The 13,539-nt window shown below is 73.6% G+C and carries 19 protein-coding genes and 1 pseudogene; 7 read left to right on the top strand and 13 right to left on the bottom strand.

Going from position 1 to position 13,539, the window contains the following annotated elements:
* Nucleotides 1–156 precede the first annotated feature (156 nt).
* Nucleotides 157–1,923, top strand: a complete 1,767-nt coding sequence (locus ACIG5E_RS10275) for a cytochrome bc complex cytochrome b subunit (protein ID WP_396532837.1) — start codon at nucleotides 157–159, stop codon at nucleotides 1,921–1,923.
* Here ACIG5E_RS10275 and ACIG5E_RS10280 read toward each other — a convergent pair.
* Complete coding sequence (locus ACIG5E_RS10280; protein WP_396532839.1) at nucleotides 1,883–2,284, bottom strand: cytochrome c oxidase subunit 4; 402 nt, start codon at nucleotides 2,282–2,284, stop codon at nucleotides 1,883–1,885. The genes ACIG5E_RS10275 and ACIG5E_RS10280 overlap by 41 nt on opposite strands.
* The gene (ctaD, locus tag ACIG5E_RS10285) at nucleotides 2,281–3,984 is read right to left on the bottom strand and encodes a cytochrome c oxidase subunit I (RefSeq protein ID WP_396532841.1); all 1,704 of its coding nucleotides are present in this window, start codon (nucleotides 3,982–3,984) and stop codon (nucleotides 2,281–2,283) included. The genes ACIG5E_RS10280 and ctaD overlap by 4 nt, the downstream gene beginning before the upstream one ends.
* Nucleotides 3,985–4,186: 202 nt before the next feature.
* Here ctaD and ACIG5E_RS10290 point away from each other — a divergent pair, with 202 nt between their 5' ends.
* Both ACIG5E_RS10290 and ACIG5E_RS10295 read left to right on the top strand, forming a co-directional pair.
* Nucleotides 4,187–4,552 carry a DUF488 domain-containing protein gene (locus ACIG5E_RS10290; protein ID WP_396532843.1) on the top strand — a complete coding sequence of 122 codons (366 nt, stop codon included), beginning with the start codon at nucleotides 4,187–4,189 and terminating at the stop codon, nucleotides 4,550–4,552.
* A 49-nt stretch (nucleotides 4,553–4,601) separates the two neighbouring features.
* Nucleotides 4,602–4,868, top strand: coding sequence for a hypothetical protein (locus ACIG5E_RS10295; protein WP_396532845.1), 267 nt, complete (start codon nucleotides 4,602–4,604; stop codon nucleotides 4,866–4,868).
* Between the two features lie 5 nt (nucleotides 4,869–4,873).
* On the opposite strand, the gene ACIG5E_RS10300 is transcribed toward ACIG5E_RS10295, so the two are convergent.
* Both ACIG5E_RS10300 and ACIG5E_RS10305 read right to left on the bottom strand, forming a co-directional pair.
* The gene (locus ACIG5E_RS10300) at nucleotides 4,874–6,112 is read right to left on the bottom strand and encodes an MFS transporter (RefSeq protein ID WP_396532847.1); all 1,239 of its coding nucleotides are present in this window, start codon (nucleotides 6,110–6,112) and stop codon (nucleotides 4,874–4,876) included.
* A gap of 40 nt (nucleotides 6,113–6,152) precedes the next feature.
* Nucleotides 6,153–7,172, bottom strand: a complete 1,020-nt coding sequence (locus ACIG5E_RS10305; RefSeq protein ID WP_396532849.1) for a homoserine dehydrogenase — start codon at nucleotides 7,170–7,172, stop codon at nucleotides 6,153–6,155.
* A 125-nt stretch (nucleotides 7,173–7,297) separates the two neighbouring features.
* On the opposite strand from ACIG5E_RS10305, the gene ACIG5E_RS10310 reads away from it, so the two are divergent.
* Nucleotides 7,298–7,462 (top strand): hydrophobic protein, encoded by a 165-nt coding sequence (locus tag ACIG5E_RS10310; protein ID WP_396532850.1) that lies wholly within the window; start codon nucleotides 7,298–7,300, stop codon nucleotides 7,460–7,462.
* Between the two features lie 172 nt (nucleotides 7,463–7,634).
* Here the strand turns inward: ACIG5E_RS10310 and ACIG5E_RS10315 are convergent, their stop codons facing one another.
* The 3 genes and pseudogenes from ACIG5E_RS10315 to ACIG5E_RS10325 form a co-directional block, all read right to left on the bottom strand.
* Nucleotides 7,635–7,925: a helix-turn-helix transcriptional regulator gene (locus ACIG5E_RS10315; protein ID WP_396532852.1), complete on the bottom strand. Its 291-nt coding sequence runs from the start codon at nucleotides 7,923–7,925 to the stop codon at nucleotides 7,635–7,637.
* A 32-nt stretch (nucleotides 7,926–7,957) separates the two neighbouring features.
* Nucleotides 7,958–8,083, bottom strand: a pseudogene (locus ACIG5E_RS10320) (hemerythrin domain-containing protein); the annotation flags it as partial.
* Between the two features lie 93 nt (nucleotides 8,084–8,176).
* Nucleotides 8,177–8,683 carry a hemerythrin domain-containing protein gene (locus tag ACIG5E_RS10325; RefSeq protein ID WP_396532854.1) on the bottom strand — a complete coding sequence of 169 codons (507 nt, stop codon included), beginning with the start codon at nucleotides 8,681–8,683 and terminating at the stop codon, nucleotides 8,177–8,179.
* Between the two features lie 227 nt (nucleotides 8,684–8,910).
* Between ACIG5E_RS10325 and ACIG5E_RS10330 the strand changes: the two genes are divergently transcribed.
* Entirely contained in the window at nucleotides 8,911–9,477 is a 567-nt protein-coding gene (locus tag ACIG5E_RS10330) for a hemerythrin domain-containing protein (protein WP_396532856.1), read from the top strand.
* A gap of 26 nt (nucleotides 9,478–9,503) precedes the next feature.
* A complete protein-coding gene (locus tag ACIG5E_RS10335; protein WP_396532857.1) occupies nucleotides 9,504–9,662 on the top strand; it encodes a hypothetical protein in 159 nt (52 codons plus the stop codon).
* Nucleotides 9,663–9,733: 71 nt separating this feature from the next.
* Here ACIG5E_RS10335 and ACIG5E_RS10340 read toward each other — a convergent pair whose 3' ends face one another.
* The 4 genes from ACIG5E_RS10340 to ACIG5E_RS10355 form a co-directional block, all read right to left on the bottom strand.
* Nucleotides 9,734–10,300, bottom strand: a complete 567-nt coding sequence (locus ACIG5E_RS10340; RefSeq protein WP_396532858.1) for a type 1 glutamine amidotransferase domain-containing protein — start codon at nucleotides 10,298–10,300, stop codon at nucleotides 9,734–9,736.
* Nucleotides 10,301–10,543: 243 nt separating this feature from the next.
* On the bottom strand, nucleotides 10,544–10,756 hold the full coding sequence (locus ACIG5E_RS10345; RefSeq protein ID WP_396532859.1) for a DUF6296 family protein: 213 nt from the start codon (nucleotides 10,754–10,756) through the stop codon (nucleotides 10,544–10,546).
* Between the two features lie 48 nt (nucleotides 10,757–10,804).
* Nucleotides 10,805–11,245 carry a hypothetical protein gene (locus ACIG5E_RS10350; RefSeq protein ID WP_396532860.1) on the bottom strand — a complete coding sequence of 147 codons (441 nt, stop codon included), beginning with the start codon at nucleotides 11,243–11,245 and terminating at the stop codon, nucleotides 10,805–10,807.
* A 189-nt stretch (nucleotides 11,246–11,434) separates the two neighbouring features.
* Nucleotides 11,435–11,893: an SRPBCC family protein gene (locus ACIG5E_RS10355; RefSeq protein ID WP_396532861.1), complete on the bottom strand. Its 459-nt coding sequence runs from the start codon at nucleotides 11,891–11,893 to the stop codon at nucleotides 11,435–11,437.
* A 129-nt stretch (nucleotides 11,894–12,022) separates the two neighbouring features.
* On the opposite strand from ACIG5E_RS10355, the gene ACIG5E_RS10360 reads away from it, so the two are divergent.
* Entirely contained in the window at nucleotides 12,023–12,277 is a 255-nt protein-coding gene (locus tag ACIG5E_RS10360; RefSeq protein WP_396532862.1) for a hypothetical protein, read from the top strand.
* Between the two features lie 28 nt (nucleotides 12,278–12,305).
* Here the strand turns inward: ACIG5E_RS10360 and ACIG5E_RS10365 are convergent, their stop codons facing one another.
* Nucleotides 12,306–12,530: a DUF6480 family protein gene (locus ACIG5E_RS10365; protein ID WP_396532863.1), complete on the bottom strand. Its 225-nt coding sequence runs from the start codon at nucleotides 12,528–12,530 to the stop codon at nucleotides 12,306–12,308.
* Nucleotides 12,531–12,634: 104 nt separating this feature from the next.
* Complete coding sequence (locus ACIG5E_RS10370; protein ID WP_396532864.1) at nucleotides 12,635–13,534, bottom strand: DUF5133 domain-containing protein; 900 nt, start codon at nucleotides 13,532–13,534, stop codon at nucleotides 12,635–12,637.
* Nucleotides 13,535–13,539: the final 5 nt, after the last annotated feature.

A 13,539-nucleotide genomic window follows, 5' to 3' on the forward strand; every position in this document is an offset into this window, starting at 1 on the left:
GGCCCGGCACCCCGGCTGACCGACCGGCCCCGGCCGTCCGCCACCTCCACCGGGGCTGCGCGGGTTGCTCCGATGGGGTGCTCCGCCGCTCGCTCGGAGGGAGGATCGCGACGGCCTGCGCGCCCGGACGGGGCGTTTCGCACTAGGTTGCCCGCTATGGACGGAAACCAGGGCCACCACCCGTCTCCGAACGGCCTGCCGGACCGCGACCAGCGGGTGGGGGCGAGCCCACCCGAGCCGACGCCCGGTGAGCGCGCAGTACGGGCCGTCGACGGACGGCTTCCGCTGACGGAGGCGGGCAGGGAACTGCTCCGCAAGGTGTTCCCCGACCACTGGTCGTTCCTGCTGGGCGAACTGGCGCTGTACAGCTTCGTCCTGCTGCTGCTGACCGGGGTCTTCCTCACCTTCTTCTTCGCCCCGAGCATGGCCGACATCGACTACCACGGCCCCTACCTGCCGCTGCGCGGGGTGCGGATGTCCGAGGCCTACGCCTCGACCCTGCGGATCAGCTTCGAGGTGCGCGGCGGCCTGCTGGTCCGTCAGATCCACCACTGGGCCGCCCTGCTGTTCACCGCCTCGATCTGCGCCCACCTGCTCCGGGTGTTCTTCACCGGCGCCTTCCGCCGCCCGCGCGAGCTGAACTGGGTGATCGGGGTGACCATGTTCACCCTCGCCCTGCTGGAGGGGTTCTCCGGCTACTCCCTGCCGGACGACACCCTCTCCGGCACCGGGCTCAGGATCGCCGAGGGCGTCCTGCTCTCCGTGCCGGTGGTCGGCACCTACCTCAGCTTCTTCGCCTTCGGCGGCGAGTTCCCCGGGCACGCGATCATCCCTCGGCTGTTCACCGTGCACATCCTCCTGGTGCCCGGCCTGCTGCTGGCGCTGATCGGCGCCCACCTGACCCTGGTGGTGGTTCTGAAGCACACCCAGTGGGCGGCGCCGGGCCGCACCAACCGGAACGTGGTGGGACACCCGTTCTTCCCCCAGTTCCTGGCCCGCACCACCGGCCTGGCGTTCACCGTCGGCGGGATCCTGACGCTGTCGGCGCTGCTCGCGGAGATCAACCCGATCTGGCGGTACAGCGCCTACCGGCCCGACATCGCCGGGGCGGGCGCCCAGCCCGACTGGTACATCGGGTTCATCGAGGGCGCCCTGCGGCTGATGCCGGCCGTCGAGACCGGGGTGCTCGGGCACACCATCTCCTGGAGCGCCTTCCTGCCCGCGCTGGTGGTGCCCGGTCTGCTGTTCGGGGCGCTGTACGCCTACCCCTTCGCGGAGCGCTGGCTGACCCCGGGCGGCGGCGAGCACCACCTGTGCGACCGGCCGCGCAACAAGCCCGTCCGCACCGCACTGGGGGCGGCCGGCATCGCCTTCTATACGGTGCTGCTGGTCGCCGGCGGCAACGACGTGATCGCGTACTCCTTCGGAGTCTCGGTCAACTCGCTGACCTGGGTGCTGCGTGCGGCGTTCTTCCTGGCACCGCCGCTCGCCTTCATGGTGACCCGGCGGCTCTGCCTGGCCCTGCAGGCCAGGGACCGCGCCCGGCTGCTGGAGGGCGACGAGACCGGCCGGATCGACCAGTCGATCGAGGGCGGCTTCGACGGGCACCACCAGCCGGTGCCGGCGGCCGAGCGGTACGTGATGCTGGTCCGGGACGCGCCCCGGCCGGACGAGCCGCTGCCCGGGGCGCCGCGCACCGAGCAGGTCCGGGCGGCGCTCGGCTCCTGGTACCACGGCGACCGGGTCGACCTGCCCGCCACCGAGCAGGAGTCCCGCGCCGTCACAGCCGTCCTCACCGATCCGGTGCACCCCCCGCGGCCGGCCGGCGAGCGGACCGCACCTGCGAGGGGGCACGGGCCGCTGGGCCGGCTGTTCCGGCGGCTCAGGCCCCGTCGTCGCCGCGGTCGTGGTACTGGAAGATGAACCCGAACACGGCGAAGGCGAGCAGCACGGCCCCGCAGACGATCAGCCAGCGGGCGAACACCAGGCCCAGCGCGAAGACCGCCAGGCCCGCCGCCGTGAGCACCGGGTAGCCGCTGCGGGCCGGGAAGAAGCCCATCGGCCCGGCGTTCTCCACGATCTCCGCGTCCTTGCGGTCCTGGGGCCGTCCGCCGCCCCGCCGCTGGTGCTGGACGAACCAGAACAGCGCGACCAGCGCCGACATCAGGAACGCCACCGTCAGGATCGCCTTGCCGGCCGGCTCCCGGGCCCAGAACCCGTACACGAGCCCGGTCACCGCGAAGAACACCGTCATCACGGTGAACAGCCATCCCTCGGCCTTCATCGCCTGCCCCCCTGTCCGCTCCGGCCGCCCTGGGGCTGTTCGGAGCCGCTCGACGAGTCCTCCGCCGGCACCTCCGGGTGGTGCAGGTCGAAGGCCGGCGACTCCGAGCGGATCCGGGGCAGCACCAGGAAGTTATGGTGCGGCGGTGGGCTGGAGGTGGCCCATTCGAGTGAGCGGCCCCAGCCCCACGGGTCGTCCTGGTCGACCAGGGTGCCGTGCCGGGTGGTGATCCAGACGTTGTAGAAGAACGGCAGGTTGGAGACGCCGAGCAGGAAGGCACCGATCGAGGCGACCACGTTGAGCGTGGTGAAGCCGTCCACGGCCAGGTACGTCGCGTAGCGCCGGGGCATGCCCTGGGCGCCCAGCCAGTGCATCACCAGGAAGGTGGTCTGGAACCCGACGAACAGGATCCAGAACTGCACCTTGCCGAGCCGCTCGTCGAGCATCTTCCCGGTGATCTTCGGCCACCAGAAGTAGAAGCCCCCGAAGGTCGCGAACACGACCGTCCCGAACAGGACGTAGTGGAGGTGGGCCACCACGAAGTAGCTGTCGGTGACGTGGAAGTCGATCGGCGGCGCGGCCAGCAGCACCCCGCTCAGGCCGCCGAACAGGAAGGTCACCAGGAATCCGATCGACCACAGCATCGGGGTCTCGAAGGACAGCGAGCCGTTCCACATGGTCCCGATCCAGTTGAAGAACTTCACCCCGGTGGGCACCGCGATGAGGAAGGACATCATCGAGAAGAACGGCAGCAGCACCTGCCCGGTGGCGAACATGTGGTGGGCCCACACCGACATCGACAGCGAGGTGATGGCGATGGTCGCGCCGATCATCCCGTAGTAGCCGAACAGCGGTTTGCGGCTGAAGACCGGGATGATCTCGCTGACGATGCCGAAGAACGGCACCGCGACGATGTACACCTCCGGATGGCCGAAGAACCAGAACAGGTGCTGCCACAGCAGCGCCCCGCCGTTGGCCGGGTCGAAGACGTGGGCGCCGAACTTGCGGTCCGCCTCCAGCAGCAGCAGGGCGGCGGTGAGCACGGGGAAGGCCAGCAGCACCATGATCGAGGTGAACAGCACGTTCCAGGTGAAGATCGGCATCCGGAACAGGGTCATGCCCGGCGCCCGCAGGCAGGTGATGGTGGTGATGAAGTTGACCGAGCCCAGGATCGTCCCGAGCCCCGCCACCACCAGGCCGAGCGCCCACAGGTCCGGGCCCGTCCCCGGCGAGTGCTCCGGCCCGTTCAGCGGCGCGTAGGCGAACCAGCCGAAGGCGGGCGCCCCGCCCGCGGTGAGGAAGCCGCTCAGCACCATCAGCCCGCCCAGCAGGAAGGCCCAGTACGTGAAGGCGTTCAGCCGGGGGAAGGCCACGTCGGGGGCGCCGATCTGGAGCGGCATGATCGCGTTGGCGAAGCCGGCGAAGGTCGGGGTGGCGAACAGCAGCAGCATGATCGTGCCGTGCATGGTGAACATCTGGTTGTACTGCTCGTTCGACAGGAAACCGGTGTCGGGCCCCACCAACTGCGCCCGCATCAGCAGCGCCATCAGACCCCCCACCAGGAAGAACCCGAAGGCCGTCGCCAGGTAGAGGTTGCCGATCACCTTGTGGTCGGTGGTGAACAGCCAGCGCAGCAAGGTACTGCCCCGCCGCACCCTGACCCGGGTGCGCGGCGGCGCGGTGGTGTCGGACGCACTCATGGAACCTCCGCAGCGGAGCCGATGACGCCCCCCGGCGGGACCCTAGCGGCGGCCGCCCGGTGCGCCGGGGCGCCACGCGGCACCGCCGGGGGCGGGTCGCCCCGGGCTCCGCCGTCGGTGTGCGGATCCGCCCGATCCGGGCACACGCTGGTGTGGGACGCCCGGCGCCTCCCGCCGCACCGCGCAACCGAGAGGACCCGTCATGGCCACGAAGATCACCTACCGGCGGATCTACGAGGACTCCTCTCCGCAGGACGGGCAGCGGGTGCTGGTGGACCGTGTCTGGCCGCGCGGGATGAAGAAGGAGGACGCCCACCTGGACGAGTGGCTGCGCGATGTCGCCCCGTCCACCGAGCTGCGCAAGTGGTACGGCCACAACGCGGAGCGCTTCACCGAGTTCCGCCGCCGCTACCTCACCGAGCTGCGCGATGACGACCACCAGGAGGCCGCCGGGCACCTGCGCGAACTCGCCACCGGCGACAGGCTCACCCTGCTGACCGCCACCAAGGACGTCGACCACAGCCAGGCCGCCGTGCTCGCCGAGTGGCTGGCGAAGAAGAAGCGGTGACCGGCGGAGTCCGTCGGACGGCGGCCGGAACACGAACGGGTGGAACGACATGACGGCGATCGTCGTCCTGTTCGAACTGGAACAGGACGAGGCCCTGGGGCCGGACGGCGTGGAACCGGTGGTGTTCGCGGTGCACGCCGCGGGCGGCGATCCGGACGTGCCCGAGGATCCACTCCCCCGCACCCTGTGCGGCCTGGACACCGACCCGATGGAGCACTCCCACTACCGGCCGACCCGACCGGGCGAACCCTGGTACCCGCCCGCCATGGCCGACCGGCGCTGCCTCGCCTGCGAGGCGGCCCTGCGGACGCCGTAGGGCCTTCAGCCGCGGCCGGGGCGCACGGTGACGAGCAGCACCAGGGCGGCGGCCTGGACGGCGACCACGGTGGTGACCAGAGCAGGCACGGACACCGCGTAGAGCGCGCCGGTGAGGGCCCCGCCGGCCAGGGTGGTGGCGCCGACGACGGCCGCGAACACCCCGTACGCGGTCGCCCGGCGCGGTGCGGGGACGAGGTCGGCGACCACGGCCCGCAGGGTCGACTCCTGCACGCCCAGCGCGGCGCCCCACACCAGCGCACCGGCCACCGCCGCCGCCACCGCGTCGCTGAAGCCCAGCGCGGGCACCGCCGCGGCCAGCACCGGCAGCACCACCAGGGTGCGCGGGCCGATCCGGTCGTACAGCCAGCCGGTCGCCAGGCTCGCCAGCGCGCCGGTCAACATCGCCCCGGCGTACACCACCGGTACCGCGGAGGCGGAGAGCAGATGGCGCCGGACGAGGTGGAAGGAGAGCACGCCGTAGGTCGTGAAGCCGGTCATGGTCACGGCGGTGAACGCGGCGTACGCCCAGAACGCGCGGGGCAGCGGCGTCCGTCCGGGTGCCGGCACGGTCGGGCCGGGGGCGGCCCGCGGGGTGGGGCGCAGCGCGGACTCGTAGCGGCTCGGGTCGGGCACCCGGGTGCGCAGCCACCACAGCAGGCCGAGCATGGCCGCGCCCGGGACGGCGAGGACGCCGAGCGCGGGCCCGTAGCCGCCGGTGGCCGCGAGCATGCCCGCGACGGTGAGCGGGCCGATGACGGCGCCGACCTGGTCCAGGGCCTCGTGCACGGCGAAGCCCCGGCCCCGGCCGGTGGCGGCGGTGGCGTGGGAGAGCAGGGTGTCCTTGGCCGGGGAGCGGATCGCCTTGCCGACCCGTTCGGCGATCACCAGCACGCAGGCCGTGCCCAGCGACCCCACCACGCCGAGCAGCGGGACGGACGCCACGGTGAGCACATAGCCGCCGATCGCCAGCGCCCAGTACCGCCCGGTGCGGTCGGCGAGCGGCCCGGACAGCATGCGCGGGACGAGTGCCGCGGCCTCGCCCGCGCCGGTCACCACGCCGACCACCGTCGCGGAGGCGCCGAGCGAGGCGAGCAGCGGGCCGGTGATGGAGCGGGCGCCCTCGTAGACGAAGTCCGCGAGCAGGCTGACGGTGCCGAACCACACCACGAACCGCCACGGCCGCATGCCCGCGCCGCCGTCCGCCTGCTCGGCCGCCCGCCGGGCGGCTGGATCCGTCCCCACAACGCCTCCACGATCCCTTGGGCCCAGGAGCCCGGTTGCCTCAGCCGAAGCCGTACCCGCGGGGCGCCGTCACGTCGAGGGTGTCCCGCAGCATCGCGAGCGCCGCGCCGAGCGGGCTGGACCGGCCCCCGCTGACCGTGATGTCACCGGCGTCGGGGCAGCCGTAGACGACGGCCTTCTCCGGGCCGGTGAGCGCGTGCAGGGGGTCGCCCGGCTCGGTCTGCTCCAGGCGGACCTCGACCACGAGCGGGCGGTCGGCGCTCGCGCTCGCCACGGCCCGCAGCCGGTGCCCCCGGGCGGCCGCGGCCACCGCTGCCGGGCCGGCCTGCGCGTCCACGGGCTCGGTGCTGATCCGTACGGCCGACGGCTCCCAGCCCCACAGCAGTGCCGCGAGCAGGCGCACCTTGGTGGCCGCGTCGCCACCCGAGAGGTCGGCCGAGGGGTCGGCCTCGGCGATGCCGCGGCGCTGGGCCTCGCGGACCGCCTGGGCGAGGGAGTCGCCCGCCGCCAGGCGGTCGAGCACGAAGGTGGCGGTGCCGTTGGGGCAGGCCCGGACCGAGCGGCAGCCGAGCCCGCGCACTCCGGTGCGGGCCAGGTCCGCGGCCGGGAGGGCGGCGCCGGTGGCCCCGGAGATCCTGATCAGGCTGCCGCCCGCCCGGGCGGCAGCGCCGAGTTCACTCCAGTGGCTCAGCAGGTGGCTCTTGGTGGCGGTGACGACGTGGACCCCGCGGCTCAGCGCCAGCACGGCTTCCTCCGCGGCCTGCTGCCGTGCCTGCGGGGAGGACGGGAGCGCCTGGACCAGCACCCGCGCGCCGGTCCGGTCGAGGGTCTGCTCCAGGGAGGCGAGCGGACCCCACGCCGGGCGCGGCGGGACGGGTTCGCCGCCGGGGAGCAGGACCTGCGCGGAGCCGACGCGTACGGCCGCGAGCCTCGGCCGGACGCCGTGGTCGCGGGCGAGCCCGTCCCCCTGGGTCAGCAGTCGCTCGGCGTAGGCACGGCCGACGGGGCCGTAGCCCGACAGCACGACGGCTGGATCGGTTCCGGCATCTGGTGCAGGCATCCCGGCAGGATACCCCGGGGGCTATCAGCCGTTCAGAGTGAGGCTGCCATCCACGTATGGACCGGGCCGAAGCGGGCACACGCCGGACTCGTAATCGTCCGCTCCTCACGAGAGAGCCGAATCCGATGCTTCTCATCGTCCTCGTCCTGCTGTTGGCGATCATCCTGGGCGGAGTGGGCTTCGCCATCCACGCCCTGTGGTGGATCGCGCTCGCCGTACTGGTGCTGTGGCTCCTCGGTTTCGTGTTCGCCGCGGGCGGCCGCGGTGGCGGCCGGTGGTATCGATGGTGACCACGCGATGGTGACCACGCTCCCCAGCCCCCGGCGGGGCCGGCCATGACCGGCCCCCACCCGCCGGGTGACACCCTCGAAGCCGCCCTACGCGACGAACGCCGCGCCTACGAGCCGGGCGACGACAGCCGACTGACCCTGCCCAGCCTCGCCCACCCTCGCCCAGGTGCGGTCAGCGCAACAGCGCGGCCAGCAGCTCCGCGAGGGTGGGCCCGGCGTCGGCCGGATGGCGCAGCTGTTTCCCGGTGATCACCCGGTAGTGGTTGACCCGCCCCTGGCGCTCGTGGGTGAGGTAGCCGGCCGCTTCGAGGTCGACGATGATCCGCTGCACGGCCCGTTCGGTGAGCAGACAGCGCGTGGCGATGTCCCGCACCCGGATGCCGGGGTCGCGGGCGATCTGCACCAGTACGCGGGCGTGGTTGGTGAGGAAGGTCCACCCGAGGCCCGCCGGCCGCTCCGTCATGGCCTCAGCCTACGGCCGGCGCTACGCCCTGTGGCGGCGCGAGCGAACTCGCGGCGGCGCGGGGCGCCCGGTGGCAGCGCCAGGACCTCGTCGAACAGCCTCGCCACCTCGCGGTGATCAGTCGTCAACTCGGCGATCACGTTTCCGCCGTGTCCCATGATCCTCAACTCCCTCAGGGTCGTCCACGGCACGGGACTTCCTTCCTGCGCGGTCCGGTCACCGCGGGATCTGCTTGCTACGGCCGGCCCGGGTCAGCCCTCCAGCGCGTCGGCGATGCGGTGCAGCACGCCGCCGGCGGTCGGGTGGCGCGGGGCGGTCTCGCGCACCGCCTGCATCCGCTCGCCCAGCTCCCGCAGTTCCGTGCGGCCGAGCGCGGCCCGCACCTTGGGGAACCACTCGTCCTCCTCCCGCTCGATGTGCCGCTCGACGGCGTCGATCAGGACGGCGGTCTTGGCGTCGTAGCCCTCGTCGTCGGGGGCCATCCGGCTGAGCTCCTCGCAGAGCAGGTCGGCGACGTGGTGCTCCTGCTCGGCGCGGTCCATCTCCTCGGCGAGCCCGGGCAGCTCCTGGCGGATCCTGGGGTAGACCAGTTCGTCCTCCAGGTAGGTGTGGACGGTCAGCTCCTCGACGATGCGCTGGACCGCCCCGCGCCGCGCCCCGTCGTCGCCGCCGCTGTCGGCGAGCCCCCGGTACTCGCGGAACAGGCGGCGGACCTCCTTGTGGTCCTCCCGCAGCAGGACGATGGCATCGTTCGACATCGCTGGTCTCCTCCTCGACAATTCCCCCCGCCGGTCCGGCGTGTCCCCGGCCCGCCCGGGCGCAAACGCGGGCCTCCGGCGGGACCGTCACCAGCGTGAACGCCGCCGGGCCGATGGCCGTCGGCGGGATTGCCGCCGTCGATCCCGGGCACCCGCCGGGTACGTCCCGGCTCCGGAGCGACGACCGGGACGGCCAACGTCACCGAGGCCGGCGGGAGGAGGTCCCCATGAACGCTGCCGAAGGGTTCCCGAGCGGGCTGTTCGCCCAGCACCGGGCCATCGAGGCGCTGCTGCGACAGCTGGACGGCGTCCGGGCCCGCGACGGAGCCACCGACGACGAGGACCTGCGGCTGCTGGACGGACTGCGGCGGCTCGTCCTGCCCCATCTGAGGGCCGAGGAGGAGCACCTCTACCCGCTGGCACGCCGGTGCCTCCCGGGCGGACGGGCGCTCGCGGACGCCGCCGGGCGGACCCACGCGTCGATCCGCCTGCTGCTGGACCGGGCGGACGACCGCCGGCTGTCCGTCGCCGGGCGCCGCCGCGCCACCGCCGTCCTGGTCCTGGTGCTCCGCACCCACCTGCGCGGCGAGGAGGAGCAGCTCTTCCCCGCACTCCGGGCCCGCGCCCGGCCGGACGAGCTGCGGCGGTGCGAGCGCCGGCTGCACGAACCCCGAGCGGGCCCACCGGGTACGACGGGTGCGACGGTCTGGGGGCTGCCGCCGGGTACCGGGGCGATCACCGCCCTGCGCGACCACCTCACCGGGCACGACACCACCGGGCAGCACTCGCCCTGAGCCCGACCGGACCGGAGCCGGTCGCGGTGCTGGGCTCGGGCATCGAGCTGTCCCGGGCGGCCGGGTTCGGCACGCCGGACGGGCTGGCCGGGGTCGCGGTCTGCGCGGACGGTCAGCGGGCCGGTCCGGTGTTCTGGGACGAGTTCACCCGATTGGTGGAGCACCACCGGTTCCCCTCACGGTGACCAGCGCGGCCCATGGCGAAGGCCTGTACGAAGCGGCGTCCGTACGGGCCTTCGCCGTGCCCTGACACCGTTCAGGCGGCGGCCCCGGCGCGGGCGCTCAGGGCGGAGTCGATCCCCCGCAGGAAGTGGTCGAGGTCGCCCGGGTTGCGGGAGGTGACCAGCCGCCAGCCGTTGGCGTCGTCGGTGACCAGCGCCTCGTCGGCCCAGGTCGCGCCGGCGTTGGCGAGGTCGGTGCGCAGGGACGGGTAGGAGGTGAGCCGCTTGCCGTAGGCGACGCCCGCCTCGGCCAGCATCCACGGGCCGTGGCAGATGGCGGCGACGGGCCGGCCGGAGGTGGTGAAGGCGAGCACCAGGGCCACCGCCTCCTGGCGCAGCCGCAGGGTGTCCGCGTTGACCGTGCCGCCGGGGATGAGCAGCAGGTCGTAGCCGGAGGGTTCGATCTGGTCGAGGGTGTGGGTCGGGCGCACGGTCTCGCCCGGCTCCTTGTCGTGGACCAGGGTGCGGATGTCATCCCGGTGCGGGGCCGCGATGTCGACCTGCACGCCGTTCTCGCGCAGGTGCCGCAGGGGGACGAGGAGTTCGTCCTGTTCGACGCCGTAGTTCGTCACGATCGCCAGGACCTTGGTGGGGTGGGTCATCGCTCCTCCTTGGCAGCGTTGGCGGGCGTCGGGCGCGGCGGGCCGCGCCCCCGGATGTCGGCGGGTACCCGGCCTCGCCTCGGCCATGCCGGATCGGCGGGTTCCGATCCGAGCGGCCGCGCGTGACGCGCGGGCCGCCGTCGCACAGCCGTCGTCGCACAGCCGTCGACACAGCCGTCACCGGCTGGTCCCGGGCGCGACCTCGGGATCAGCCGGTGGCTCATCGGGCCGTCGGACCGGCGGTCAGTCCAGCGGCTCCGCGCGGACCGGACGGCCCAGCGGGAGGGCGGTGGTGATGGTCCGTATCTCGCCGTCGCCGTCGATCTCGGCACGGATGGCTCCGGACTCGTCCACGTACACCTGGGTGCCCGTGCTGCCCATCGCCCCGGTGGCGGTGAGCACGAACTCCCGGTACGGGTCCGTGGCGACCAGGCGGTAGCGCTTGGCGGTCCTCATGGTTCGTCATCCTCCGTAGCTGGTGGGGCCGTTGCCGGTTCGGTGGCGTCACGGCTCGTCGTCGTCCTGGTCGGCGGCCGCCCGGTCGCCGTAGCGGGCCTGCCACTCGCGGGCGCGGGTGTTGTGCCACTCCACCCCCCGCACCGTCTGCTGCACGGACAGGCCGCTCATCCGGGCGACCAGGCTGAGCGGGACGGGCTCCTCCTGCGCGGCGAGCGTCCGGCAGACCTTGCCGGCCCACTGCTCCTCGGGGACGAACGGGCGACCGCGGTACTGCTCGACCAACTCGGCCAGGTGCTCCAGCGTGCAAGCGGTGAGCACCCGTCTGCCGTCCAGCTCCGGATCGCTCGGGTGCAGCGCGGAGGAGTCCGGCACCAGCGCGCTGAGCAGGTCCGAGGCGGCGAGGACCCGGCCGCACTGGTCACACAGGTCGAACGCTTCCGTGTCGTCGGCGGTCCAGTCGTCCGCCGGGGGTCCGAAGTCCTCCATGCCGCGCGCCTACCCCGCATCTGCCCGGCAAACCGGCCGCTACGGGCGACCTCGGCCGATCCGCCGCCCTCGGCCGATCCGCCCACCGGAACGAGCCGGGCCGACCCGGGGGCCGCCGAGACCCACGGCACGGATGCGGCCCCGCTCCCGGGAACTCCCCGGGGAGCGGGGCCGCACCTGCGCGTGAGGTCAGCCCGGGCTGATCCGGCCGCGCCAGCCGCCCTCCGCCCGGCCGCGCTCCTCGATGAACTCCTTGAAGCGCTTCAGGTCCCCCTTCACCCGCCGGTCGACCACGCCCAGCACGTCGCCGGTCTTCTCGGCCATGCCCTCGGGCCGGAAGTCGATGGCCATGTTGACCCGGGTGTGCAGGTCGTCCAGCCGCTGGAAGGTCACCACGCCCTTCTGCTCCACGTCGCCGTCCGTGGTCCGCCAGGCGATCCGCTCGTCGGGCTGCTGGTCGACGATCTCGGTGTCGAACTCCCGGCTGACCCCGCCGATGCTGGTGCGCCAGTGGTTGTGGCGGTCGTCGAGCTGGGTCACCGCGTCGACGCCCTCCATGAAGCGGGGGAACTCCTCGAACTGCGTCCACTGGTTGTAGGCGGTGTGCAGCGGGACGTCGACGTCCACGGACTCCTTCACCATGCTCATCTGGGGCCTCCTCGTGTCGCCCGGCCGGGTCCGTCCCGGCCGACCGCGCGTGTGCCCGCCTCGGAGCGGTGTAACCATCCCACCGGGCCCGGCCCGGTGGCCGACCCGGGTGTCCCGGGGTTGCATGGGGTGACCGAGCCCCGAGACCCGGAGGTCGCCATGTACGAGATGTGGGCCGAGCACGACCCGGCGGTGTCGCCGCCCGCCGTGGTGTGGCACGTGGTGGCGAAGGACGACGCGACGGCGTCACTGTGCGGGCGGTTCCTCGAACCGTCCCAGCGGGTGGTTCCGGCCGCGGACGGCACCGGCGCCGAGGTGCCGGACCGGTACTGCGACCCCTGCCTGGTGACCGTCCGCGAGGCGCTCGCGGCCAGCGATCGCTGACCGCGGGTCGGGCGGGCCGGCGTGCGCATCAGGTCAGCACGATGATCATGCCGACCAGCATGGCGGAGACCGCCAGTGCCAGCAGCACGATCACGGCGGCGGGCCAGGGCCCCCAGGCCCGCCGCACTTCCACGGGCTCCGGGTGGGAGATGCCGGAGATTCCCCCCTCGGCCGGTGGGGTGTCGCCACCGGGCAGTGCGCCGTGTTCGTCCAGCCCGGGGGTGCGGTCGGGATCGGGATCGGGTGTGGTCATGATGTCGTCCCAGGTGGCAGTGGCTCGGACACCCGGCGGCTGCCCGGGGCCGCCGCTCGGAAACACCGCTGCCCCCGGGAGCCCGAACCCGGTTCCGCCTAGCGCTACCGGCCGTCCGCCGCGATCCGGCGGACCACGCTGTCCAGGTCCGTGCCCAGCCGCAGGGCCGCCCGGGCGAGCAGGGTCAGCGCGGTGTGCGGGGTCACCCCGAACCGCTCCATGGTGAGGCCGATGGCCAGGCCGGTGGCGTGCCGGCGGTCGAGCAGGTCGGCGACCGCCCCGGCCAGCGCCGAGCGGTCCAGTGCGACCGAGGCCTGCAGGGCCAGGACGGTGACCAGCGCGCTCGCCGGGGAGCCGGGGTCCACCGGCGTCCGCAGGTAGACGCTGAAGGCGGTGCACCCGTGCGGCAGGGCGCGCAGGTGCTCGATGGCCACGGCCCGCACCCCGCAGCGCCGGGCCCGGTCCGCGAACCGGCCGGGGCGGACCGGGTCGAGCCGGACCAGGAGCTGCCCCTCGCCCTGGTGGCGGATCCGGGCCAGCGGCCCGGCGCCCGCCTCGCCCTGGGCGCGTTCCAACGCCAGCAGCTGCGGGGAGCCGGCGGCAAGCGTCTCGACGGTGCCGTCGTCGTGCCAGGTGCTCACGGCGGCGCCGAGGCAGTCGGGCACGGCGACCCTGGTCAGCTGGAGGACGTCCGGCAGGGTCGAGAACGGCCGGTGCCGTTCCCGCTCCCGCTCGGCGAGTTCGCCGAGTTCGGCCAGCAGCGCGCCGTCGTCCCGGGCGGCGACCGGCACGGCTGCCACGGCGGCGCCGTCGACGGGCCCGGGATGGCCCGGGGCCAGCAGGGCGCGGGCCAGGGCGACGGCGCGGACGGCGTCCGTCTCACCGGTGTAGACGGCGATCGTGTAGCAGACGTCGCGCAGCCGCTGCTGGGCTTCGGGAGAGCACAGCGCGGACAGGGCGTCGTACTCCGCGACCAGCCGGGCGAGCGCCGTGACATCCACCATGGGCA

Source organism: Kitasatospora sp. NPDC053057 (assembly GCF_044546945.1).
GTDB lineage: Bacteria > Actinomycetota > Actinomycetes > Streptomycetales > Streptomycetaceae > Kitasatospora.

What these genes read in the sequence shown, in the direction of transcription:
- ACIG5E_RS10275 (WP_396532837.1), top strand. Translation starts at nt 157, where the DNA reads ATGGACGGAAACCAGGGCCACCACCCGTCTCCGAACGGCCTGCCGGAC.
- ACIG5E_RS10280 (WP_396532839.1), bottom strand. Translation starts at nt 2,284, where the DNA reads ATGAAGGCCGAGGGATGGCTGTTCACCGTGATGACGGTGTTCTTCGCG.
- ctaD (WP_396532841.1), bottom strand. Translation starts at nt 3,984, where the DNA reads ATGAGTGCGTCCGACACCACCGCGCCGCCGCGCACCCGGGTCAGGGTG.
- ACIG5E_RS10290 (WP_396532843.1), top strand. Translation starts at nt 4,187, where the DNA reads ATGGCCACGAAGATCACCTACCGGCGGATCTACGAGGACTCCTCTCCG.
- ACIG5E_RS10295 (WP_396532845.1), top strand. Translation starts at nt 4,602, where the DNA reads ATGACGGCGATCGTCGTCCTGTTCGAACTGGAACAGGACGAGGCCCTG.
- ACIG5E_RS10305 (WP_396532849.1), bottom strand. Translation starts at nt 7,172, where the DNA reads ATGCCTGCACCAGATGCCGGAACCGATCCAGCCGTCGTGCTGTCGGGC.
- ACIG5E_RS10310 (WP_396532850.1), top strand. Translation starts at nt 7,298, where the DNA reads ATGCTTCTCATCGTCCTCGTCCTGCTGTTGGCGATCATCCTGGGCGGA.
- ACIG5E_RS10315 (WP_396532852.1), bottom strand. Translation starts at nt 7,925, where the DNA reads ATGACGGAGCGGCCGGCGGGCCTCGGGTGGACCTTCCTCACCAACCAC.
- ACIG5E_RS10325 (WP_396532854.1), bottom strand. Translation starts at nt 8,683, where the DNA reads ATGTCGAACGATGCCATCGTCCTGCTGCGGGAGGACCACAAGGAGGTC.
- ACIG5E_RS10330 (WP_396532856.1), top strand. Translation starts at nt 8,911, where the DNA reads ATGAACGCTGCCGAAGGGTTCCCGAGCGGGCTGTTCGCCCAGCACCGG.
- ACIG5E_RS10340 (WP_396532858.1), bottom strand. Translation starts at nt 10,300, where the DNA reads ATGACCCACCCCACCAAGGTCCTGGCGATCGTGACGAACTACGGCGTC.
- ACIG5E_RS10345 (WP_396532859.1), bottom strand. Translation starts at nt 10,756, where the DNA reads ATGAGGACCGCCAAGCGCTACCGCCTGGTCGCCACGGACCCGTACCGG.
- ACIG5E_RS10350 (WP_396532860.1), bottom strand. Translation starts at nt 11,245, where the DNA reads ATGGAGGACTTCGGACCCCCGGCGGACGACTGGACCGCCGACGACACG.
- ACIG5E_RS10355 (WP_396532861.1), bottom strand. Translation starts at nt 11,893, where the DNA reads ATGAGCATGGTGAAGGAGTCCGTGGACGTCGACGTCCCGCTGCACACC.
- ACIG5E_RS10365 (WP_396532863.1), bottom strand. Translation starts at nt 12,530, where the DNA reads ATGACCACACCCGATCCCGATCCCGACCGCACCCCCGGGCTGGACGAA.
- ACIG5E_RS10370 (WP_396532864.1), bottom strand. Translation starts at nt 13,534, where the DNA reads ATGGTGGATGTCACGGCGCTCGCCCGGCTGGTCGCGGAGTACGACGCC.